Source organism: Paucimonas lemoignei (assembly GCF_004342585.1).
Lineage (GTDB): Bacteria > Pseudomonadota > Gammaproteobacteria > Burkholderiales > Burkholderiaceae_D > Paucimonas > Paucimonas lemoignei.
Genome location: NZ_SLZQ01000005.1, coordinates 96,766 through 116,952 on the forward strand (window position 1 = coordinate 96,766; position 20,187 = coordinate 116,952).

Here is a 20,187-nt window from a genome sequence, read left to right on the forward strand (position 1 = left end):
CAACAATGTGCTTTTTGGTTAAATCACCACCATTTCGAAATCTTCCTTGCGCGCGCCGCATTCCGGGCAAGTCCAATTCATCGGCACGTCGGCCCAGCGGGTCCCCGGCGGAATGCCTTCGTCCGGCAAACCGGCGGCTTCGTCATACACCCAGCCGCAGATCAGGCACATCCAGGTTTGGAATTCTTCGTTCGATGTTACGTTACTCACTTTAACTGCCCTTCAATCAAGTAAAATGGAAAGTCGGATATCTTAATCTACTGGCCGTGCAAAACCAAACTTCCCCTCTCATCCTGAGCTTTAATGCCAGCGATCCGGTCGGTGCCGTCGGCCTGCAAGCGGATTTAGCCTCGTTTGCCGCCATGGGCTGCCATGGCCTGTCGGTCGTAACCTCGATTCTTATCGGCGACACGACCCGCGTCGAGGACGTGCAAGCCATCGATGCAGATACCGTGGCCGACCAGGCGCGCGTCGTGCTCGAAGACATGCCGGTGGCGGCATTCAAGGTCGGCGCCGTCGGCAGTGTCGAAAATGTCTCCGTCATTGCCGAAATCGCCTCGGATTACCCGGACATTCCGCTCGTGCTGGATCCTTTTCTTTCCGCTGTGCTCGATCAGGGCGAGGAAAGCGAGGATTTGCTGGTGGCCATCCGCGAACTGCTGATCCCGCAGACCACGCTGTTGTTGGCATCAACGGTCGAACTGGGACGCCTGGCCGAAACCTGGCGCGATCCCTCCACCGGCGACACCCTCACGGCGGACGCCATGCGCGTCATCGATTTGGGTTGCGAATACCTGTTCGTCACAGGGACACCGACCGATGTGCATGACGTTGCCAATACGCTGTTTTCCGATGCCGGCGTGGTACGCCAGGATAACTGGCAGCGCATTTCCGGATCGTTTGCCGGCGCCGGCAGCACTTTGTCGGCCACGATTGCCGCCCTGCTCGCCAATGGCCTGGAAATGCCGGAAGCGATTTTCGAGGCGCAGGAATTCACGATCGCCTCGCTTGCCAATGCTCACCGCCTGGGCATGGGCAAGCTGGTGCCAGACCGCTATTTCTGGACGCGCGAGCCGGATGAAAACACCGGTGAAGGCGCGGAAGGAAGCCCGGCGCAATAAGCCCACCGCATCAACCATTTCAGACATTCATTGACATACGCATGACTTCCAAAAACGATACCCTCATGGAGCGCGCACAGCGCACCACCCCCGGCGGCGTCAATTCTCCCGTACGCGCCTTCCGCTCGGTCGGCGGCACGCCGCGTTTCATCACCCATGCCGACGGACCCTATGTCTGGGACGCCGATGGCAAGCGCTATACGGATTATGTGGGCTCCTGGGGACCGGCAATCGTCGGCCACGCGCATCCTACCGTCGTCAAAGCCGTGCAGGAAGCGGCGGCGAAGGGCTTGAGCTTCGGCGCGCCGACCGAGGCTGAAATTGAAATGGCAGAGGAAATCTGCCGCTTGGTGCCGTCGATCGAGCAAGTGCGCCTGGTCTCGTCCGGCACCGAGGCCACCATGAGCGCGCTGCGACTGGCGCGCGGCGCCACCGGCCGCGATTTGATCGTCAAGTTCGAAGGCTGCTATCACGGCCATGCTGATTCCTTACTGGTGAAAGCCGGCAGCGGCCTGCTCACGTTCGGCAACCCGACGTCGGCAGGCGTGCCCGCCGACTTCGTTCAGCACACGCTGGTGCTCGAATATAACAATACGCAGCAACTGGAAGACGCCTTTGCCGAAATGGGCGATGACATCGCCTGCGTGATCGTCGAGCCGATCGCCGGCAACATGAACCTGGTGCGCGCCACGCCGGAATTTCTCAACACCATGCGCAAGCTCTGCTCCCAGTATGGCGCCGTGCTGATTTTCGACGAGGTCATGTCGGGCTTCCGCGCCGCGCTGCATGGCGCGCAATCGCTGTACGGCATTACGCCGGATATCACGGCGCTGGGCAAGGTGATTGGTGGTGGATTGCCGGTGGCGGCATTCGGCGGCAAGGTCGACATCATGAAGCACATGGCGCCTATCGGCCCCGTCTACCAGGCAGGCACCCTGTCCGGCAATCCGGTCGCCGTGGCTGCCGGCATGGCAACGCTGAAGCTGATCCAGGAGCCGGGCTTTTTCGAATCGCTGACGCGCCAGACCAGCCGCCTCGCGCAGGGCTTGAGCGCTGCCGCAGCCGAGGCTGGCGTCGGATTCTGCGCCGATTCCGTCGGCGGCATGTTCGGGATTTATTTCCTGGATCAGAAGCCCGACAGCTATGCCGCGATGATGCGCAGCGATATTCCGAAGTTCAACCGTTTCTTCCACGCGATGCTGGATGCCGGCCACTTCTTTGCGCCGGCCGCGTTCGAAGCGGGATTCGTATCGGGCGCCCACGATGATGCCATCGTTGATGAAACGGTAGAGGCCGCGCGCAAGGCGTTTGCGGCACTGGTCTAATCACGCCCCATTCGGCGCCGCACATCGGCGGCAAAAACGACAACACAGCCCGGCTGGCATCCTGAATCGATGCCAGCCGGGCTGTTTTTTGATGTGCGTGACTAGCCGCTTAGTTCAGCCAGCCGCGCCGCTTGAAATAGGCAAATGGCGCAATCGCGCTTGCCAGCATCAGTCCGAGTGCAAACGGATATCCCAGAGACCAATCCAGCTCCGGCAGGAACTTGAAGTTCATGCCGTAGATACTCGCGATCAGCGTCGGCGGCAGGAAGGCAACCGAGGCCACCGAGAAGATCTTGATGATCTTGTTCTGGTTGATGTTGATGAAACCGACGGTGGCATCCATCAGGAAGTTGATCTTATCGAACAGGAAGGCGGTGTGGCCATCCAGCGATTCGATATCGCGCAGGATTTGTCGCGCTTCGTCGAACTGCTCGGCATTGAGCAGGCGACCGCGCATCAGGAAGCTGACCGCGCGCCGGGTATCCATCATATTGCGGCGGATACGACCGTTCAAGTCTTCCTCATGGGCGATGGCATTCAGCGCAGAAGCTGCATCCTGGTCGGTGAAGCCTTTCTTCAGCACGCTGCGGCTGACGTCTTCCAGGCTTTGGTAGATGCCTTCCAGCGCGTCAGCAGAGTATTCTGCGTCAGTCGCATACAGGTCGAGCAGGACATCCTTGTAATCAGCAATCGAGCCGGGACGCGAGCGCGCGCGCAGACGCACCAGGCGGAACACCGGCAGATCATCCTCGTGCATGGAAAACAGCATGTTACGGGCCAGGATGAAGGCAACCGTGATGACGCGCGCCGGCCCTTCATCCTCGTCCAGCAGAAAGTCGGTGCGCAAGTGCAGATCGCCGTTTTCCGCTTCGTAGTAACGGGCTGACGCTTCGATATCCTTGACTTCGTCTTCGCCCGGCAGGATGACGCCATAGATGCTCTTGACCCAGGCGCGTTCTTCATCGGTCGGGTCGGTCAAATCGACCCACACCGGCGCCAGCTTCTCCAGATCGGCGCGGCTGTCGATATTGACCTGATTCAGGCGGCCGTTTTGCAATACGAATACATTGATCATGCACACTCCCGGCCGTTGGCGAAAAAGCCAACGACTTATCCTGCAGGCTAGCCTGCAAGTCAAATAACCCTGGGGAACGCGGCCGAGCATCGGCCTGGACGCGCCTCCCCGCGCAAGGAAATGCCTTTTCCGGCAATTCCAATGGCGAGAGGCGCTTAATGAACATCAGGTGAAGCGCCGTCTCGCCGACCAGCCGCTAGTTGTCGGCCAATCACTGAATATAGGACTACCCAAGTCGGGTCTCCAGAATACGAAAACAGCGCAAGTGTACGTTTAACGATCCCGGCAGGCAAGCACTCTCAGTAGTTATATGCGGCATTCTTCCTATATGTCAGTATCAGCGTACGGCCTGACAGCATCAAGGCAATTCAGCCGACCCCATGCGACGCAAAATCAGCCCTGCGCGACGGGTGAGATAGCCGGAATTGCGATGCTTGTCATAGAAACGCGGATTGGGCAGCATGACGGCCAGCCGCGCAGCCTGGCTTGCCGTCAGGTTGGCCGCGCTGGTGCCAAAATAATGGCGTGCAGCCGCTTCGGCGCCGAACACGCCTTCGCCCCACTCCACGACATTCAAGTAGATTTCAAAAATCCGTTCCTTGCTCATCCAGAATTCGAGCATGTAAGTGATGACGAATTCCTGAGCCTTGCGCAAATAGCTGCGCTCACCCGACAGGAAAAGGTTCTTGGCCAGCTGCTGCGTGATGGTCGAGCCGCCGGCCACGACCTTGCCTTTCTTGATGTTTTTTTCGTAGGCCTTTTGCAGGGCATCCCAATCCACGCCTTCATGCTCGGAAAAGTTCGCATCTTCGGAAGCGATGATGGCGCGCTTGAGATTGCGCGAAATTTGCGCATACGGCACCCACTTGTGCTTCAGCTTGAAGTTCGGGTTCTTTTCTTGCAGGATGTTTTGCTGCTGGCGCATGAAAGCGGTCGAGCCCGGGTTGAAATACACCCACCAGCCAATCTGCAGAAAAAAATATAGCTGCGCCAGCAGCACCAGCAGTATTGGCGCGGCGATGATCCAGAACAGCAGCTTGCGCGGCAACCTCATTGCGCCTGCAATTGCTGCCGCAGCGCCTGATACACCGAAGCTGTGGCGGGACGCACGCCGCGCCAGATGAAGAATGCCTCGGCGGCCTGCTCCACCAGCATGCCCAGCCCGTCACGCACGGCAGCACCCTGCTGCGCGGCGAAACGCATGAAGGCAGTTGGTTCTTTCCCGTACATCATGTCGTAGGCCAGTGTCTGCTTGCCGAATAGCGCGGGCGCCAGCGGCGGGATATCGCCGGCCAGGCTGGCCGACGTGGCATTGATGATCAGGTCGAATTCGCCCTGGATCTCATCGAAACTGCGAGCTTGGATACGGCCGCCGAATTGCGCGGCAAGCTCCTGCGCACGGGCAGCGGTACGATTGGAAACAACCAGCTCCGCCGGCGAATGCTCTAGAATCGGCAGGATGACGCCACGTGCAGCACCGCCTGCCCCCACCAGCAAGACCCGACGGTTGGCAATCGGTTGTCCTGCATTGGTGACGATATCGGTTACCAGGCCGATGCCATCGGTATTGTCGCCACGGATAAGGTCGTCATCGAAGACCAGGGTATTGACCGCGCCGGCCACCTGGGCACGCGCAGTCAGCTCGGTGGCCAAGTCATACGCTTCCAGCTTAAATGGCACCGTCACGTTGGCGCCCTTGCCGCCAGCCTGGATGAACTCCTGCACGCTCAGGGCAAAGCCATCGAGCGGAGCAAGAATGCGCTCATAGTGCAAATCCTGGCCTGTCTGGGCAGCAAAGCGGGCATGGATTTCCGGCGACTTGCTGTGGGCGATCGGATTGCCGAAGACGGCGTAGCGGTCTGTCATGGTTAGCTTCGATGAAAGTTGGAGCAACGCGGGATGATGATCAATTGCCTCGCAATTCCGTCTCGAGCGCTTCCTCTCGGGTGAACTTGAACCTGGTGTACACCACCCACACATCGTCCTTGTCGGTCGAACGCATGTTGTTGGGGAAGCGCGCAAATGGCGCGGCACGACGGACGATGCGCACCGCGGCCTCATCCAGCGCCCGGTTGCCGGAAGAATGCTCTACCTGCGGCCCACCCTCTTTTTCGTAAATGCTGCCATCCTGGAAAATCGGGATCGAGACCACCAGTTCGCCATACAGCTTCTTGCCATCCTTTTGCGGGAAATTCAGGGTGCCGATCTTTTCGATGCGCTGCTTGACCCCATCGTAGTACATGGCATACCCGACTTCCTGGGTGCTGGGGCTGATGCGGGTCTTGCGCGGACGACTGTTCTCATCCTGGATTCGCCGATTGATTTCGGCTTCCTGGCGCGCCAGCATGCGCGCGCTGTCGAACATATCGGCGCCGTTCGGCTGCGGCAGTTCGCGCGGCTTGACGGTTTCGGTGACTTGCGGGACGGCTAAGGGCGCCTTCTTGTGCATCTGCTCGAGCAGCTTGCGCTGCTGCTCTTCCAGCTCGACGATGCGCCGCTTGGCAGCCTTGGCATTTTCACCATCTTCGGATTTTTGCATGTCCGGCAAGGGCGAACTGGCTCGGCCGGCATCGGCATTGCCGCCGCCGTCGAGGTTGGCTTGCGCCAGCGCCTGGGCCTTGACCGGCTTCTTGTCATGCTTGGCATTGACCAGGATTACTTCGAGTCCGGGATCGGCCGGCTTGAGCTTGAATGCGTCCGGCGCGGTAAAACGCACTGCCAGCAGAGCGGCATGCAGGGCCACGGAAACGGTGACGGCAATGGTGAGCGGCAGGTTTTGCGATAAAGACTTCACACGCACACTGAAAGGCAATTGGAACAGGGATTTTACGATAAAGCCTGGCGATTCATGCCAGACTTTATCGATTGTCGCCTTGCGGCGCCAGATCTGTAGCTGAAGTGACACTATTCTGTCCATCGGCCGGCGACGGAGATTCAGAAGCTGTAGTCACTTCTGCATCAGCTTCCGCCTCCACGAGGGCTTCGGCAGGTTCATCCTGCACCGCTTCTTCGAGCACCTCTTCAGCCAAGGCAGCATCGGCCTGCACCTGCAGCACTTCCACCAGGCGCGCCTCGACGGACAGATCCACCTCATCCCAGCGCAGCAGATCCAATACCACCTGGCTGCCGCGCGGCGTGGCCGGCATGCCGGGCAAGCGAATGATCAAGGGAATATCGACGAGGCGCAGCACGTCATCCTTCAGCACCACGGCATTGACCCGCGTGGCCTTCTCCTGCCCCAGCCATCGCAAACACCAGTAACGCTCCATATTGGTCTGGAAATCGGCATAGCCCGCGTATGCCGCGTCGAACGCGGAAACGATGGCGAACAAATCGGCATCCTTGGGCTTGAACGGCGCAGCCAGCGGCGCGGCCACGCCATGCTCGACACAGGCCAGGATTTGCCACTGGTTGACGAGGTCGGTGTAGCGCCGCAGCGGCGAGGTGCTCCAGGCATACTGGTCCACGCCCAGGCCCTGGTGGGGCGCGGCATGAGTCAGCATACGCACCTGCATGCGCGCAGCCCAGCCGCCGTTGCCGCCGCCTTGTGCGCGATAAATGCCGGGCACGCCATGGTCATGCATCAGCTTGCCCCAGGTGCTATTCGCGAAAATCATCAGCTCGGCGACGATCTTGTCGAGCGGCGCGCCGCGCTTCCTGCGCAAGATCGTGACGATGTCGTTTTCGACATAGAAATTGAAATCGACGCGATTGGCCTGTTCAGGCTTCAGGCCGAAGCTTTCGCGCTTGGCCATGCGCCCTTTTTCCAACACCTGCGCCCATTGCCACAATAGCGAGAGTTCATGCTTGTAGGGATAGTCGCCGCTACCGGCTGCCAGCGCCTCTTCCGTGACCTGGTCATCGAGCTCGTTGTGACGCAGGTTGGCGGCAATCGGCACCAGTTCGGCGCGGGTTTCCGTGGACAGCACGCTCCAGTCGCCCGGGTCCAGCGTGGCATACAGCGATACGGCCGGGCGCGGCGCTCCTTCCGCGAGGGTAAAGGCATCGACGACTTCATCCGGCAGCATGGTAATTTTGTCACCGGGCATATACACCGTCGACATGCGCTGGCGGGCGATGGCTTCGATGGCATCGTTGCGCTGGATGCCCAACGCCGGCGCGGCGATATGAATACCGATCTTCAGCTTGCCATCTGCCAGCGCGGTGACCGACAAGGCATCGTCGATTTCCGTGGTCGTGACATCGTCGATGGAAAACGCCTGCACATCGGCAGTCGGCAACGACGACATGGCAGGAATCTGCACCGTCGGGAAGCCCGTGCCTTTCGGGAAATGCTCGAACAGGAAGCGGGAAAGATGCAAGTCCTTGGGCGAAGCAATGCCGCCAACGGACAGCATCAGCCTTGCCGGGCTGGTTTGCAGCTCGGCGCAGGCCGCTTCCAGGGCCTTGTATTCAATACTGTTCTTGTCCGGCTTGTAGAGCAGTTGCATGGCCAATGGCCGCATGGCTTCCGGCAAGCGCCCGGCCTTGAGTTCATCGACGTACTGTGCCTGCACCAGGGCCTGCTGTTTTTTCTTTTCGATGCCCGCCAGCGCCGCCTTCAGGGATGCTTCCGGCGCCGCCTTGTAGCGTCCCTTGCCCTTGCGGTAGAAGTACATCGGCGCGCCATGCAGCTTCATCAGCAAGCCGGCGGCTTCATGCGGCAACGGCGCATGGCCGAAGTATTCGGCGCCCAGCTCGGCGAATCCGAATTCATCCTGCCCTGCCACTTCCCACAGGAAGTCGAGATCGAGTTCATCACCCAGCACCTGCGCCTGCCGCATCAACTCCGCGGGATCGGGCGACGCAAACTGCAGCAGCACATCCTTGGCCTTGACCTTGGCGCGCTTGCCGCTTACCAGTTCGACCTGGTAAGCCTCGCCCTGTTGGGCAAGCACGGTGCCTGCCTTGAAATCGCCGGATTCTTCAAAAAATAAATTCATTGCGTGCTCTAATTATGGGTGGCGGCGAGTTCGCCAGTAGCCACCGGGGCTGGTATGGTAGGGCTGCTGGCCTTGCGCATTTCACGCAATATCTGGCCGGCATGCCGCAGGCTGTCCTGCAAAGGTGAGAGATGATTCAGCGCCGGCAGAAATACTTCCGTCACCAGCAACGTCCCGTTTCGCCGCCGGAACAGGCAGCGCCTCGCCAGTAGTGACTGAGGGAATTCGGTAACGCCAATAGCCGCGGCAGCACGCTGCCACAACGGGTGGCCGGCACGCAAGCGGGCATACATCAGCTCGCCGCGCTCGACTTGCGGATCGCAAAACAAAGTAAAACCCAGCGAACGCTCGCCCAGGTTGCCGAAAAATGGCCAGTCGTTGGCAGACGCATGAAGCGGCACGACGGTATGAGCGAACACGACTGGCGCACCATCGCAACGCAGCAAGACTTCACGCTCCTGCACGCCGATGCGACGCGTTAATTCCAGCTCGCGATATTCGTCGGCCAGCACCATGCCGCGCCGCTGATGCAGGCGTTGCACGCGGAATTGCCGGCAATGCGCCGCCAGCTTCACCGTCAACGACACGCGATCGGTGAGCCAATGACGCATATGCGCTGGCGGATTGACCCCATTGACATGTGAAACCCATGCTGCATGACTGCTTGCATGCAAGATCACTGACTGCCTCCGCCGGCGATGCCGCAAAACGCCAGCACGTCATCCATATAGTCGGCAAAGTCGGACAGTCCATGATCGCTGCCCTCGATGACATGTTGCCGCGCCGACGGGTAATGCGCCGTCATCTCGCGCCAGTCGAGCACTTCGTCACCGGTGGCGGCGATCAGAAAATAGCGCTGCGGCCGAGTGGTAGCCGACACCGCTAATGCCTGCAGCTCGGCGATGTATTCATGCTTGAATTCGAACGGCTCATCGGAATGGTATGCCGTGGTCACACCGACATAGCGCTCCAGATCGCGCGGCGGCTTGACCGCGGGATTGAGCAGCACCGCGCGGCAGCCGGTCTGCTCAGCCAGCCAGGTGGCGTAGAAGCCGCCCAGCGAGGAACCGATCAGGGTCAATTCTTGCGGCGGCACACCCTTGATCAATTGCTGCGCCAGTTCGATTGCCTGACGCGGCGAGGCTGGCAATTGCGGGCAGACATATTCATTACCGCGCCCGAGTTCGCGCAAACGCTCACCCAAAAGGCGCGCCTTGAACGATTGCGGGGACGAGCGGAAACCGTGCAGATACAGAATCATTTACTTTTGCGTTGCGGCCCCGAGGGCGTCCAGCAGTTTCTGATGCACGCCGCCGAACCCGCCATTACTCATGACCAGGATGTGGTCGCCGGGACGAGCGGCATACGAGACAGCCGCAACCAGTGTGCCCAGCTCGTCAAACGCTTGCGCCTTGGCGCCCAGCGGCGAGAGTGCCGCGCCCAGATCCCAGCCGAGCGCATCCTTGCCGCTGCCCTTGGCGCCGTAGCCGAAAACCAGGTCGGCGTCGGTCAGGCTGCCCGGCAAGGCATCCTTCATCGTGCCCAGCTTCATGGTATTCGAACGCGGCTCGAGCACGGCCAGAATACGTGCCCTGCCGACCTTCTTGCGCAAGCCCGCCACCGTGGTGGTGATCGCGGTGGGATGGTGCGCAAAGTCGTCGTAGACGGCGATATCGTTGACGGTGCCGCGCAATTCCATGCGCCGTTTGACATTCTCGAAACGTCCCAGCGATTCGATCGCCTGCGCCACCGGCACACCGACATGACGCGTGGCGGCGATCGCTGCCAGGCCATTCATGCGGTTATGCGCGCCGGACAGCTCCCAGCGCACCGTGCCGGCCTTCTCGCCCTTGAAGATCACATCGAAGCTGCCATCGGCATGTTCGGTCAGCGCCCAATCGTTTTGCGCATCATCGCCGAACCATTCCGCGTCGCTCCAGCAGCCGCGCTGAATCACACGCTTGAGCGATTCTTCATTGCCATTGACGACCACTCGACCAACACCGGGCACAGTGCGCACCAGATGGTGGAACTGGGTCTCGATGGCCGCCAGGTCCGGGAAAATATCGGCGTGGTCGTATTCGAGGTTGTTCAGAATGGCGGTCTTGGCGTGGTAATGGACGAACTTGCTGCGCTTGTCGAAAAATGCCGTATCGTATTCATCCGCTTCGATGACGAAAAACGGTGAAGCGGCATCCGCCCCACCAAGACGCGCGGAAATCCCGAAATTCATCGGCACGCCGCCGATCAAAAAGCCCGGGGCATAACCGGCATCTTCCAGAATCCACGCCAGCATGGAAGACGTCGTAGTCTTGCCGTGCGTACCCGCCACCGCCAGGACCCATTTGCCTTGCAGGATATGCTCGCCGATCCATTGCGGACCGGAGGTATAGGGCAGACCGCGGTTGAGGATTTCTTCCATCAGCGGATTGCCGCGCGAGACCACGTTACCGATGACAAACAGGTCCGGCTTCAGATTGATCTGCTCCGGCCCGAATCCCTCGATCAATTCGATTCCCTGAGCTTCGAGCTGGGTGCTCATTGGCGGATAAACGTTGGCGTCACAACCGGTTACCTTATGGCCGGCCTGTTTGGCCAGCACGGCGAGGCCTCCCATGAAGGTGCCGCAAATGCCGAGGATATGTATATGCATGTCGAAAACCAGTGAAAAACAAGATTCTACCCGAGCCGCGCCTTGCCATTGGTCGGGTATCATGTGGATATGGCTTCTCCATTCTCTTCTGATACCGAATTGCTGCGCGCGGAAATCGCCGCCGCCGCTGCCCGCCTGATTGCAGAAGACGGGCTTGATTACAATACGGCAAAACGTAAAGCTGCCAAGCAGATTCTTGGAAATAACAAGGTGCGAGGCGATATCTTGCCAGACAATGCCCAGCTTGAAGAAGAAGTCCGTGCGTATAACGCGATATTTTTTGGCGATACCCAGCCGGCCAGGCTATTACATCTGCGCCAGGTGGCATTGGCTTTGATGCAAGAGTTGGGACAATTCGGCCCCTACTTGACCGGCGCAGTATTGAATGGCACAGCCGGCGAACATTCCGACATTCACCTGCACTTATTTGTAGACAGTCCCAAAGACGTTGAAATATTCCTATTAAATAAAGGGGTGCAGTTCGAAGTGAGTGAAGCGCCGCATCCGGTCTCCCGCCGCGATCCCATTGAAACCCTGAGCTTCATGTGGCGGCGGGAAGGCGCGCACCTCACCTTGTATCCTGCTGAAGACATGCGACAAGTTAAAGCAGCAAGAGATGGCCGCATCATCGAGCGCGCCGATATCGAGGGCGTGATCGCCTTGCTGAATGAAAGTGAAAATCAATGAAAAAAGAAATCTGGCTGCTTGGGATCGTTGCTTTGGTTTGCGGGGCAATCGGTGTATTTGTCGGGCTTCACAAATGGCAAGATCCTTCTCCCCCTGCCGGAACATCGCACTACTTTTTTAACCAGGCTTTGCCGGACTTGGAGAATAACAACAAGAAACTGTCGGAATTTCAAGGCAAGCTGCTACTTGTTAACTTTTGGGCAACATGGTGTGCGCCGTGTGTAGAAGAGATGCCCGAATTGTCTGCGTTGCATGACTCGGCAGAATTCAAGAATTTGCAGGTTGTCGGCATAGGCATCGATTCGGCCAACAACATGAAGGAATTTGCCGGCAAATATAAGATTTCCTATCCTATATATGTAGCAGGCATGGCTGGAATCGATATGGCCAAGAAAATGGGAAATCAACAGGGTGGGTTGCCTTTCACGATCCTGTTTGCGCCGGACGGCAGTGTTAAAAAGACTTATCTTGGCCGCCTCAATATGGAAACAGTCCGCAAGGATCTCGCCTCTTTTTCCTGATTTGTGCTTTTCTTCTTGCCAATGCACGCCATTTAACGGCAAAATTCGCCCCACCTCGTCAAATGAAGTCATTATTTAATGGCAAAAAAGTTATTACTTCTTAATGGTCCCAACCTGAATCTGCTCGGTACTCGCGAGCCGGAGATTTATGGCTCGACTACTTTGACTGACGTGGAAAAGTTTGCGCAGGAAACTGCACAGAAAGCTGGTGCATCGCTGGTTTGCTTTCAAAGCAACCATGAGGGCGCACTGATTGATCGCATCCATGCTGCCCGCACCGAAGGAATTGATGCCATCGTTATCAATCCAGGCGGATTGACCCATACCAGTGTGGCCTTGCGCGACGCCTTGGCCGGAGTCGCGCTCCCCTTTGTGGAAGTTCATATCTCGAATATCCATCAACGGGAAGCATTCCGGCATCACTCTTTTCTTTCCGATATTGCCCGAGGCGTCATATGCGGCCTGGGTATCGACGGTTACAATGCGGCAATCGAATTTGCCGCCAAAAAGCTATAAGTTCCCTCATTTGTTGCCAAGTATCTTATAATCGCGACAATCTTGGGTTTTAAAATTTTGCAGAATTACGCTAAGGGATATGCCATGGACCTCAGAAAACTGAAAACCTTGATCGATTTGGTCGCTGAATCGGATATCGCCGAACTCGAAGTGACCGAAGGCGAAAGCAAGGTCCGCATCGTCAAATCAGGCGGCGCGCCGCAAAACCAGGTCGTGATGATGCAGCCGCAGGCGGCGCAATTCCCATCGTCCGCTCCGGCCAGCGCCCCCGTGGCAGCTGTGCCGGCCGCACCTGCAGCCGCTCCGGCCGCAGAAGAAATCCAGGGCCACGTCGTGAAGTCACCGATGGTCGGCACTTTCTACCGAGCTTCCTCCCCGGGCGCGGCACCGTTCGTGGATGTAGGTTCGTCCGTCAAGCAGGGCGACACCCTGTGCATCATCGAAGCCATGAAATTGCTGAACGAGATCGACGCCGAAGTCTCGGGCGTGGTCAAGCAAATTCTGGTCGAGAATGGTCAACCGGTTGAATTCGGCCAACCACTGTTCGTTATCGGCTAAGCCGCTGCTCCTTGATGCTCACCTCTGTTTACTATGTTTGAAAAAATCCTGATCGCCAATCGCGGCGAGATTGCCTTGCGCATCCAGCGCGCCTGCCGTGAAATGGGCATCAAAACCGTGGTCGTCCATTCGGAAGCCGACCGCGAAGCGAAGTACGTGAAACTGGCCGACGAATCCGTCTGTATCGGCCCCGCCCCTTCGCCGCAAAGTTACCTCAACATGCCGGCCATTATCAGCGCTGCTGAAGTGACCGATGCCGAAGCTATCCATCCCGGCTATGGCTTTTTGTCGGAAAACGCCGATTTCGCCGAGCGTGTCGAGCAATCCGGCTTTGTCTTCATCGGCCCGCGTCCGGATTCGATCCGCATGATGGGTGACAAGGTCACGGCCAAGCAGACCATGATCAAGGCCGGCGTGCCGTGCGTACCCGGCTCCGACGGCGCCTTGCCGGACGATCCGAAGGAAATCGTCCGCATCGCCCGCAAGATCGGCTATCCGGTCATTATTAAAGCGGCCGGCGGCGGCGGCGGACGCGGCATGCGCGTGGTGCATACCGAAGCCGCGCTGCTCAACGCCGTGACCATGACCAAGACCGAAGCCGGTGCTGCCTTTGGCAATCCGGAAGTCTACATGGAGAAATTCCTGGAAAATCCGCGCCACGTGGAAATTCAGATTCTCGCGGATGAATTCAAGAATGCGATCTGGCTGGGCGAACGCGATTGCTCGATGCAGCGCCGCCACCAGAAAGTGATCGAGGAAGCGCCCGCCCCGGGTATTCCGCGCAAGATCGTCGAGCGCATCGGCGAACGTTGCGCCGATGCCTGCCGCAAGATGGGTTACCGCGGTGCCGGCACCTTCGAGTTCCTGTATGAAAACGGCGAATTCTATTTCATTGAAATGAATACGCGCGTCCAGGTCGAGCATCCGGTCACCGAAATGATCACCGGCGTGGATATCGTGCAGGAACAGATCCGTATCGCTGCCGGCGAAAAGCTGCGTTACCGCCAGCGCGATATCGTTCTGAACGGCCATGCGATCGAATGCCGCATCAATGCGGAAGATCCGTTCAAGTTCATTCCGTCGCCCGGCCGCATCACCAACTGGCACGTTCCCGGCGGCCCCGGCATCCGTGTCGACTCTCATGTCTATGCCGGCTATTTCGTGCCGCCGAATTACGACTCGATGGTCGGCAAGGTGATCTCCTACGGCGCCACTCGCGATCAGGCGATCAAGCGCATGCAGATCGCCCTGTCGGAAATGGTGGTCGAGGGGATCCAGACCAATATCGCGCTGCACCGCGAACTGATGGTCGATGGCCGCTTCATTGAAGGCGGGACCAACATCCACTATCTTGAACATAAGCTGGCCAACAAGCCGGATTTGCCCAAGACTCCGGAAGCCAACAAGGCATAAGCATGAGCTGGACTGAAATCGTCATCGACGTTCCCCTCCATCAGGCTGAGGCCCTGTCCGACGCCCTGATGGAAGTCGGCGCGCTATCGGTGTCGGTGGAGGACGCCGACGAAGGCACGGACGCCGAACGCCCGCTGTTCGGCGAGCCCGGCATGGAACCGGAGCAAACCGCCTGGGAACATAGCCGGGTCGTGGCATTGGCGCCACTGGAAGCGGATCATGCCGCCCTGCTGGCGGAAGCACAGGCATTGTGCGAACCGCCCTTGCAAACGGCAAAACTCAATTACAGCCTGCGCTCGGTGGCCGACCAGGACTGGGTGCGGCTGACGCAATCGCAGTTCGAGCCTATTCATATCGGCAAGAATATCTGGGTCGTGCCGAGCTGGCACGATGCTCCCGATCCGAACGCGCTGGTATTGGAACTCGATCCCGGTCTCGCTTTCGGCACCGGCAGCCATCCCACGACTCGCTTGTGCATGGAGTGGCTGGAAACCCATGCGCCGGCCGGACAGTCGGTCCTCGACTATGGCTGCGGCTCCGGCATCCTGGCGCTGGTCGCCAAGAAACTTGGCGCGCGCGAAGTCGCCGGTGTCGATATCGATGCGCAAGCCATTGAGGCGGCCCGCCACAACAGTCAGCGCAACGGCTGCGAAATCGATTATTTCCTGCCGGACGACTTTACGACGGCGCACCCGCATACGACCTTCGATGTTGTGGTCGCCAACATCCTGTCCAGCCCGCTGAAGCTGCTGGCACCCATGCTGTGCGGACGCGTGACTCCGGGCGGCCGACTGGTGTTATCAGGCGTCCTGGCGCGGCAAGCCGATGAAGTTGCGGCAGCCTACGCTCCTTTCATGAAAATGGATGTCTGGGCCGAGCGCGAAGGCTGGGTTGCCCTTTCCGGCACCCTGCCCGATCAGCCGCCGACATCGGACGATGCCACGCGTGCCTGACGATGGCCCTCGCGACCCAGTGCCCGCACTGCCATACCACCTTCAGGGTCGCCCATGACCAGCTGAAGCTGCGTTCGGGCCTGGTACGCTGCGGCGCCTGCAAGCAAATATTCAACGGTATCGAAAACCTGGTGGCGCCGGATCAGGCAAGCCCGAGTGCGCCGCCATCCGCGCCCGTCAAACCCTCGGTAGCGCCGGCCGCGCCATCGCCGGCGGCACCTGTCAAACCAGATTCATCCCTGGCCTCATCAGCGGTTTCCAATGCGGTCACGGCTATTTCTCAAGAAGAAGCCGAGCCGGCCGAAACACCCAAGCCGCAGCCAAGTGAACGATCCGCTATCAATACGCTTGAGTTCGTGCCGGTCGATGATCCGGAAACGCAAACTCGTATCCTCGCATCGGAATCAAACCCCGGCCAAGCTCCGGCACGCGAACAAATAGCCGCAACGGAACCGCAAGCTATAGATGACGATCCGCTGACGCGCATGACGCTGGTGGATTTCAGCTTGTTTGAAGAGGATATCGAGAAGGAAGCCGAGCCCGAAATTTCGGAAGTCCCTCCTGCATCGCCCCCGTCGACGCAAGAGATCTGGCCGAATACCACGGAACTGGTCGAAGCGGAATCTGCCGAACCCCACGTGGACATCGAACCCGCCACGCCGGTCGAGCAGGACGCAGCGGATGCTTCCGCTCCTGAACCGGTCACCGAACCCATACCTGCCGCAGAACCCGAGCCGGCACTCGCAATCGACGCTCAGCCGCTGCCTGTTGCGGAAGAACCGGTTGAAGACGATACAGTTCCCAATACTCGGGTCGATGCAACGACGGCCATCATGGCGGACACTACGCCGCCGCAGGACATCGACACCGTCGCACCCGTTACGGCAGGAGTGGCACTTCCCGCCAGCGCGACTACAGAAGAAATACAGCCCCAAGAATACAGCGAAAGCGAAATTGAAGAGTCCTCTGCCGCCACGGAAGACGAAGAACCAAGCTTCGTCACCAGCGAAAGGCGTCGGCAGCGTCGCCGACGGGCCATGCACATATTCATGGCGGTTGCTTCGATCCTGCTCTTTGCTGCCGTGCTGTTCCAGGCCGCTTACGTCTTCCGCAACCAGCTCGCTGTACGTTTTCCGCAAACCAGGCCATTGCTTTCCCAGCTATGCAATGTAGCCGGATGCCAGGTGCAATTGCCAGCGCAAATTGACCAGGTTTCCATCGAGTCCAATGAATTGCAAATGGCTGCGGCGAACAAGAATGTGTTCATGCTCAGCCTGCTGTTACACAACCGTAGCTCGCTCCCGCAATCCTGGCCATACATCGAACTGACCTTGAACGACAAGGAAGGCAAAGCGCTCGTGCGCCGAGTCCTGACACCGAAAGAATATCTACCCGCAGACAAGAAGCTGGCGGATGGCATAGCCGCCCGTTCCGAACAGGCGGTCAACGTTTCCTTCGAGCTGAACCAATTGCAGGCTTCGGATTACCGGGTTTATCTGTTTTATCCCTGATGCGCGAAACAATGGCTGAATTGCCAGCCAGCGGGCGCAGAGCCGATACCATTCCCACATAGACTGGAACTCCTTTATGACATCACTGATTTGCGGCTCGCTCGCCTTCGACAGCATCATGCTGTTTGGCGGGCGCTTTTCCGAGGCACTCCTTGCCGACCAATTGCACCAAATTAACGTCTCATTCTTCGTGCCAGAAATGCGCCGCGAATTTGGCGGCTGCGCCGGGAATATCGCCTACAACCTGAAACTGTTGAATGGCGATCCGCTCATCATGGCCACGATCGGCAAGGATGGCGGCGTGTATCTGGAACGGCTGGAGGCATTGGGGATCAGCACTCGCGCAATCCGCACGGTCGACTCCACCTTTACCGCACAAGCCTTCATCACGACCGATAGCGGCAACAACCAGATCACTGCCTTTCACCCAGGCGCGATGACCATGTCGCACCTGAACAAGGTTGCGGAAGCCGGTCCCGTGAAGCTCGCCATTGTCGCCCCAGACGGACGCGACGGCATGCTGCAGCACGCTGCCGATTGCGTAGCGCTCGGCATTCCTTTCATTTTTGATCCGGGTCAGGGCTTGCCCATGTTTAATGGACAGGAACTGGAGCACTTCATCGACCTGGCCAGCTATGTGGCCGTGAATGATTACGAAGCAGCGCTGCTAATGGAGCGAACCGGCCTGACGCTGGCGCACATCACCCAGCGCGTGAATGCATTGATCGTCACCCGTGGCGAACTGGGAGCGGATATCTACGTCAAGGGTGAGCATATCGCCATTCCGCCGGTGCAGGCCGAAGCGGTAGCGGACCCTACGGGTTGTGGCGACGCATTCAGGGCCGGCATCCTGTATGGCCTGACCAATGGGCTCGATTGGCCGACCACTGGCCGCTTGGCGAGCCTCATGGGCGCCATCAAGATTGCCCATCAGGGCGGACAGAATCATGCCCCGAGCCGCGAAGAAATCGAAGAGCGCTTCGAACGGGCTTTCGGCTACCGCTTCTCATAAGCCTTGCCTTCTCAAGCCTGATTCGACCATCAGGCTCGCGCAATTGCACTGCGATTGGAGGAACGACGCGGACTCCTGCGCTTGCTTTAGTCAGGGGCGGCAAGCGCCAGCAGCGCTTTCAAGACACTGTCGGCTGTCATGGCAGGCGCGGCAATCTCCAGAAGCTTGCGCCTGGACGTCTGGCCATGCGCAACGCTGACAGCGCTCTTGGACAGTTTCAGCGCTTCAGCAACAAATTTGATCAGTGCCTCGTTCGCCTTGCCTTCGATCGGCTGTGCCTGCAGGCGAATCTTCAGCGCGTCACCATGCATGCCCGCGACGCCTGTGCGCTTCGCATTGGGCATGACTTGCACCTGCAGCCGGACGCACTTCTGTTCCGGCGTGCTCGCATCCTTGCGGCTCACATCATTCCCGGCAGGATTGCACTCACCACCCGCAAGCCAATCTGCAGCAGCAGCAGCGCCACCAGCGGACTGAGGTCGATATTGCCGATCAACGGCAGCACACGGCGCAGCGGCCGCAAGAGCGGCTCGGTCAGTGCACCGACAAATGGCGCCAGGGGTGCATGCGGATTGACCCAGCTGAAAATGACTTCAACGATGATCAAACCCATGAAGCCGTAAAAGATCCACTGGATAAACCGCAGCAAGGACAGCAGCAGCACTAGTTGCACCGACAGAGGGAAAAACAGCCAGACAGTAACGATTATCGACAGCAGCGCGATCAGAAACGCGCCCAGCAAGCTGGCCCAGTCGTACCCACCGGCACCTGGAACGATCCGCCGCAGCGGCTTGACCAGCCAATCGGATAATTTGAAAGTAAAGTGGGCGACCGACATAGGGGGCCGCACGCGCACCACCTGCATCCAGAACCGCAGCAGCAGCACCACAGCGAGCAAACCGGCAATAGTATCGACAATCAACGTGACTATGCTCTGCAGCACGGCAGCTCCTCCTTGATGAAATGCGTTCCAGTCAAAAGCGCGAAATAAAATCCCGCTGTAAAGCGCGAAGCCCTACAGCGGGATTGTGCCTGAACTTAATCAGGCTTCCAAGTCGGACTTGGATTACGGACGGGTGCCGGTCGGAAACGGCCAAGCTGCTGCCGGGTTCAGCACAGTCTTGACAGCAGGTGCTGCGGCTTTCTTCGCTGCCGGCTTTTTAGCGGCTGCTGCCTTCTTCGGTGCTGCGGCTTTCTTCGCTACCGGCTTCTTGGCGGCTGCTGCCTTCTTCGGTGCTGCGGCTTTCTTCGCTACCGGCTTCTTGGCGGCTGCTGCCTTCTTCGGTGCTGCGGCCTTCTTCGCTACCGGCTTCTTGGCGGCTGCTGCCTTCTTCGGTGCTGCGGCTTTCTTCGCTACCGGCTTCTTGGCGGCTGCTGCCTTCTTCGGTGCTGCGGCTTTCTTCGCTACCGGCTTCTTGGCGGCTGCTGCCTTCTTCGGTGCTGCGGCTTTTTTGGCTGCTGCAGGTTTAGCAGCTGCCTTCTTTGCAGCGGTCTTCTTCGCTGCGGTTTTTTTAGCGGCTGTTGCCATTTGTTTCTCCTTCACGTGATGGAAAATATCAAGCTACTTTGAAACCCGCATAATGCATCGCGATGCACCATGCGGATTATTCATCGGCACAAGCAAGCCTCTGCTTGCGCTAATGAATTCGGCACCAGCTGAACTGCTGCATCCCCTCACCTATGCAGCACTTCAGCCTTTTTGGTCGACTTCCAAGACACGTTTCACGCATCCTTGAGGCCGCGCCATTCACGACGCGGCGAACAGCCAAGCTGCTCCGACCTTAAAAAGACGCCGGCGATACGCCAGCGTCGGAATTCGACTTGAGAAGAATCGAACGAAATTCCAAAGAAAAAGCCGCCTTGCCCGGATTAACCGGGAAAAGCGGCATCGACAGATTA

General features: G+C 58.8%; 22 protein-coding genes. 10 read left to right on the forward strand and 12 right to left on the reverse strand.

The window, feature by feature from the left end; translation table 11 throughout:
* Positions 1-18: 18 nt before the first annotated feature.
* Positions 19-171, reverse strand: coding sequence for a rubredoxin (locus EDC30_RS09495; RefSeq protein WP_132258802.1), 153 nt, complete (start codon positions 169-171; stop codon positions 19-21).
* Positions 172-266: 95 nt separating this feature from the next.
* On the opposite strand from EDC30_RS09495, the gene thiD reads away from it, so the two are divergent.
* Together thiD and hemL are read left to right on the forward strand one after the other, a co-directional pair.
* Positions 267-1,121, forward strand: coding sequence for a bifunctional hydroxymethylpyrimidine kinase/phosphomethylpyrimidine kinase (gene thiD, locus EDC30_RS09500; RefSeq protein ID WP_132258591.1), 855 nt, complete (start codon positions 267-269; stop codon positions 1,119-1,121).
* A 41-nt stretch (positions 1,122-1,162) separates the two neighbouring features.
* Complete coding sequence (gene hemL / locus EDC30_RS09505) at positions 1,163-2,446, forward strand: glutamate-1-semialdehyde 2,1-aminomutase (RefSeq protein WP_132258592.1); 1,284 nt, start codon at positions 1,163-1,165, stop codon at positions 2,444-2,446.
* 109 nt (positions 2,447-2,555) lie between these two features.
* Here the strand turns inward: hemL and corA are convergent, their stop codons facing one another.
* The 8 genes from corA to mpl form a co-directional block, all read right to left on the reverse strand.
* A complete protein-coding gene (gene corA, locus EDC30_RS09510) occupies positions 2,556-3,521 on the reverse strand; it encodes a magnesium/cobalt transporter CorA (protein WP_132258593.1) in 966 nt (321 codons plus the stop codon).
* Between the two features lie 358 nt (positions 3,522-3,879).
* Entirely contained in the window at positions 3,880-4,575 is a 696-nt protein-coding gene (mtgA, locus tag EDC30_RS09515; protein ID WP_132258594.1) for a monofunctional biosynthetic peptidoglycan transglycosylase, read from the reverse strand.
* The gene (aroE, locus tag EDC30_RS09520) at positions 4,572-5,387 is read right to left on the reverse strand and encodes a shikimate dehydrogenase (RefSeq protein WP_132258595.1); all 816 of its coding nucleotides are present in this window, start codon (positions 5,385-5,387) and stop codon (positions 4,572-4,574) included. The genes mtgA and aroE overlap by 4 nt, the downstream gene beginning before the upstream one ends.
* Before the next feature lie 40 nt (positions 5,388-5,427).
* Positions 5,428-6,315: a TonB family protein gene (locus tag EDC30_RS09525; RefSeq protein WP_132258803.1), complete on the reverse strand. Its 888-nt coding sequence runs from the start codon at positions 6,313-6,315 to the stop codon at positions 5,428-5,430.
* Between the two features lie 64 nt (positions 6,316-6,379).
* The gene (locus EDC30_RS09530) at positions 6,380-8,464 is read right to left on the reverse strand and encodes a ribonuclease catalytic domain-containing protein (RefSeq protein ID WP_132258596.1); all 2,085 of its coding nucleotides are present in this window, start codon (positions 8,462-8,464) and stop codon (positions 6,380-6,382) included.
* Positions 8,465-8,472: 8 nt separating this feature from the next.
* The gene (locus EDC30_RS09535) at positions 8,473-9,144 is read right to left on the reverse strand and encodes a chorismate--pyruvate lyase family protein (RefSeq protein ID WP_279389754.1); all 672 of its coding nucleotides are present in this window, start codon (positions 9,142-9,144) and stop codon (positions 8,473-8,475) included.
* Positions 9,141-9,725 (reverse strand): YqiA/YcfP family alpha/beta fold hydrolase, encoded by a 585-nt coding sequence (locus EDC30_RS09540; protein WP_132258598.1) that lies wholly within the window; start codon positions 9,723-9,725, stop codon positions 9,141-9,143. Before EDC30_RS09540 ends, EDC30_RS09535 begins: the two co-directional genes overlap by 4 nt.
* The gene (gene mpl, locus EDC30_RS09545) at positions 9,726-11,117 is read right to left on the reverse strand and encodes a UDP-N-acetylmuramate:L-alanyl-gamma-D-glutamyl-meso-diaminopimelate ligase (RefSeq protein WP_132258599.1); all 1,392 of its coding nucleotides are present in this window, start codon (positions 11,115-11,117) and stop codon (positions 9,726-9,728) included.
* A gap of 69 nt (positions 11,118-11,186) precedes the next feature.
* Here mpl and EDC30_RS09550 point away from each other — a divergent pair, with 69 nt between their 5' ends.
* From EDC30_RS09550 to EDC30_RS09585, 8 genes are all read left to right on the forward strand, one after another.
* On the forward strand, positions 11,187-11,804 hold the full coding sequence (locus tag EDC30_RS09550; protein ID WP_132258600.1) for a hypothetical protein: 618 nt from the start codon (positions 11,187-11,189) through the stop codon (positions 11,802-11,804).
* Positions 11,801-12,325 (forward strand): TlpA family protein disulfide reductase, encoded by a 525-nt coding sequence (locus tag EDC30_RS09555; RefSeq protein WP_132258601.1) that lies wholly within the window; start codon positions 11,801-11,803, stop codon positions 12,323-12,325. Before EDC30_RS09550 ends, EDC30_RS09555 begins: the two co-directional genes overlap by 4 nt.
* A gap of 78 nt (positions 12,326-12,403) precedes the next feature.
* A complete protein-coding gene (aroQ, locus tag EDC30_RS09560; RefSeq protein WP_132258602.1) occupies positions 12,404-12,841 on the forward strand; it encodes a type II 3-dehydroquinate dehydratase in 438 nt (145 codons plus the stop codon).
* An 84-nt stretch (positions 12,842-12,925) separates the two neighbouring features.
* A complete protein-coding gene (gene accB, locus EDC30_RS09565) occupies positions 12,926-13,399 on the forward strand; it encodes an acetyl-CoA carboxylase biotin carboxyl carrier protein (protein WP_132258603.1) in 474 nt (157 codons plus the stop codon).
* A gap of 33 nt (positions 13,400-13,432) precedes the next feature.
* On the forward strand, positions 13,433-14,812 hold the full coding sequence (gene accC, locus EDC30_RS09570; protein WP_132258604.1) for an acetyl-CoA carboxylase biotin carboxylase subunit: 1,380 nt from the start codon (positions 13,433-13,435) through the stop codon (positions 14,810-14,812).
* A 2-nt stretch (positions 14,813-14,814) separates the two neighbouring features.
* Positions 14,815-15,765, forward strand: coding sequence for a 50S ribosomal protein L11 methyltransferase (prmA, locus tag EDC30_RS09575; RefSeq protein WP_132258605.1), 951 nt, complete (start codon positions 14,815-14,817; stop codon positions 15,763-15,765).
* A 2-nt stretch (positions 15,766-15,767) separates the two neighbouring features.
* Complete coding sequence (locus EDC30_RS09580; RefSeq protein ID WP_132258606.1) at positions 15,768-17,276, forward strand: DUF3426 domain-containing protein; 1,509 nt, start codon at positions 15,768-15,770, stop codon at positions 17,274-17,276.
* A 76-nt stretch (positions 17,277-17,352) separates the two neighbouring features.
* Positions 17,353-18,288, forward strand: coding sequence for a carbohydrate kinase family protein (locus tag EDC30_RS09585; RefSeq protein WP_132258607.1), 936 nt, complete (start codon positions 17,353-17,355; stop codon positions 18,286-18,288).
* Between the two features lie 86 nt (positions 18,289-18,374).
* Here EDC30_RS09585 and EDC30_RS09590 read toward each other — a convergent pair whose 3' ends face one another.
* The 3 genes from EDC30_RS09590 to EDC30_RS09600 form a co-directional block, all read right to left on the reverse strand.
* Positions 18,375-18,692: a DUF167 domain-containing protein gene (locus EDC30_RS09590; protein WP_243656713.1), complete on the reverse strand. Its 318-nt coding sequence runs from the start codon at positions 18,690-18,692 to the stop codon at positions 18,375-18,377.
* On the reverse strand, positions 18,689-19,231 hold the full coding sequence (locus EDC30_RS09595; protein ID WP_132258608.1) for a YggT family protein: 543 nt from the start codon (positions 19,229-19,231) through the stop codon (positions 18,689-18,691). The genes EDC30_RS09590 and EDC30_RS09595 overlap by 4 nt, the downstream gene beginning before the upstream one ends.
* A gap of 123 nt (positions 19,232-19,354) precedes the next feature.
* The gene (locus EDC30_RS09600) at positions 19,355-19,816 is read right to left on the reverse strand and encodes a histone (protein ID WP_132258609.1); all 462 of its coding nucleotides are present in this window, start codon (positions 19,814-19,816) and stop codon (positions 19,355-19,357) included.
* Between the last annotated feature and the right edge of the window lie 371 nt (positions 19,817-20,187).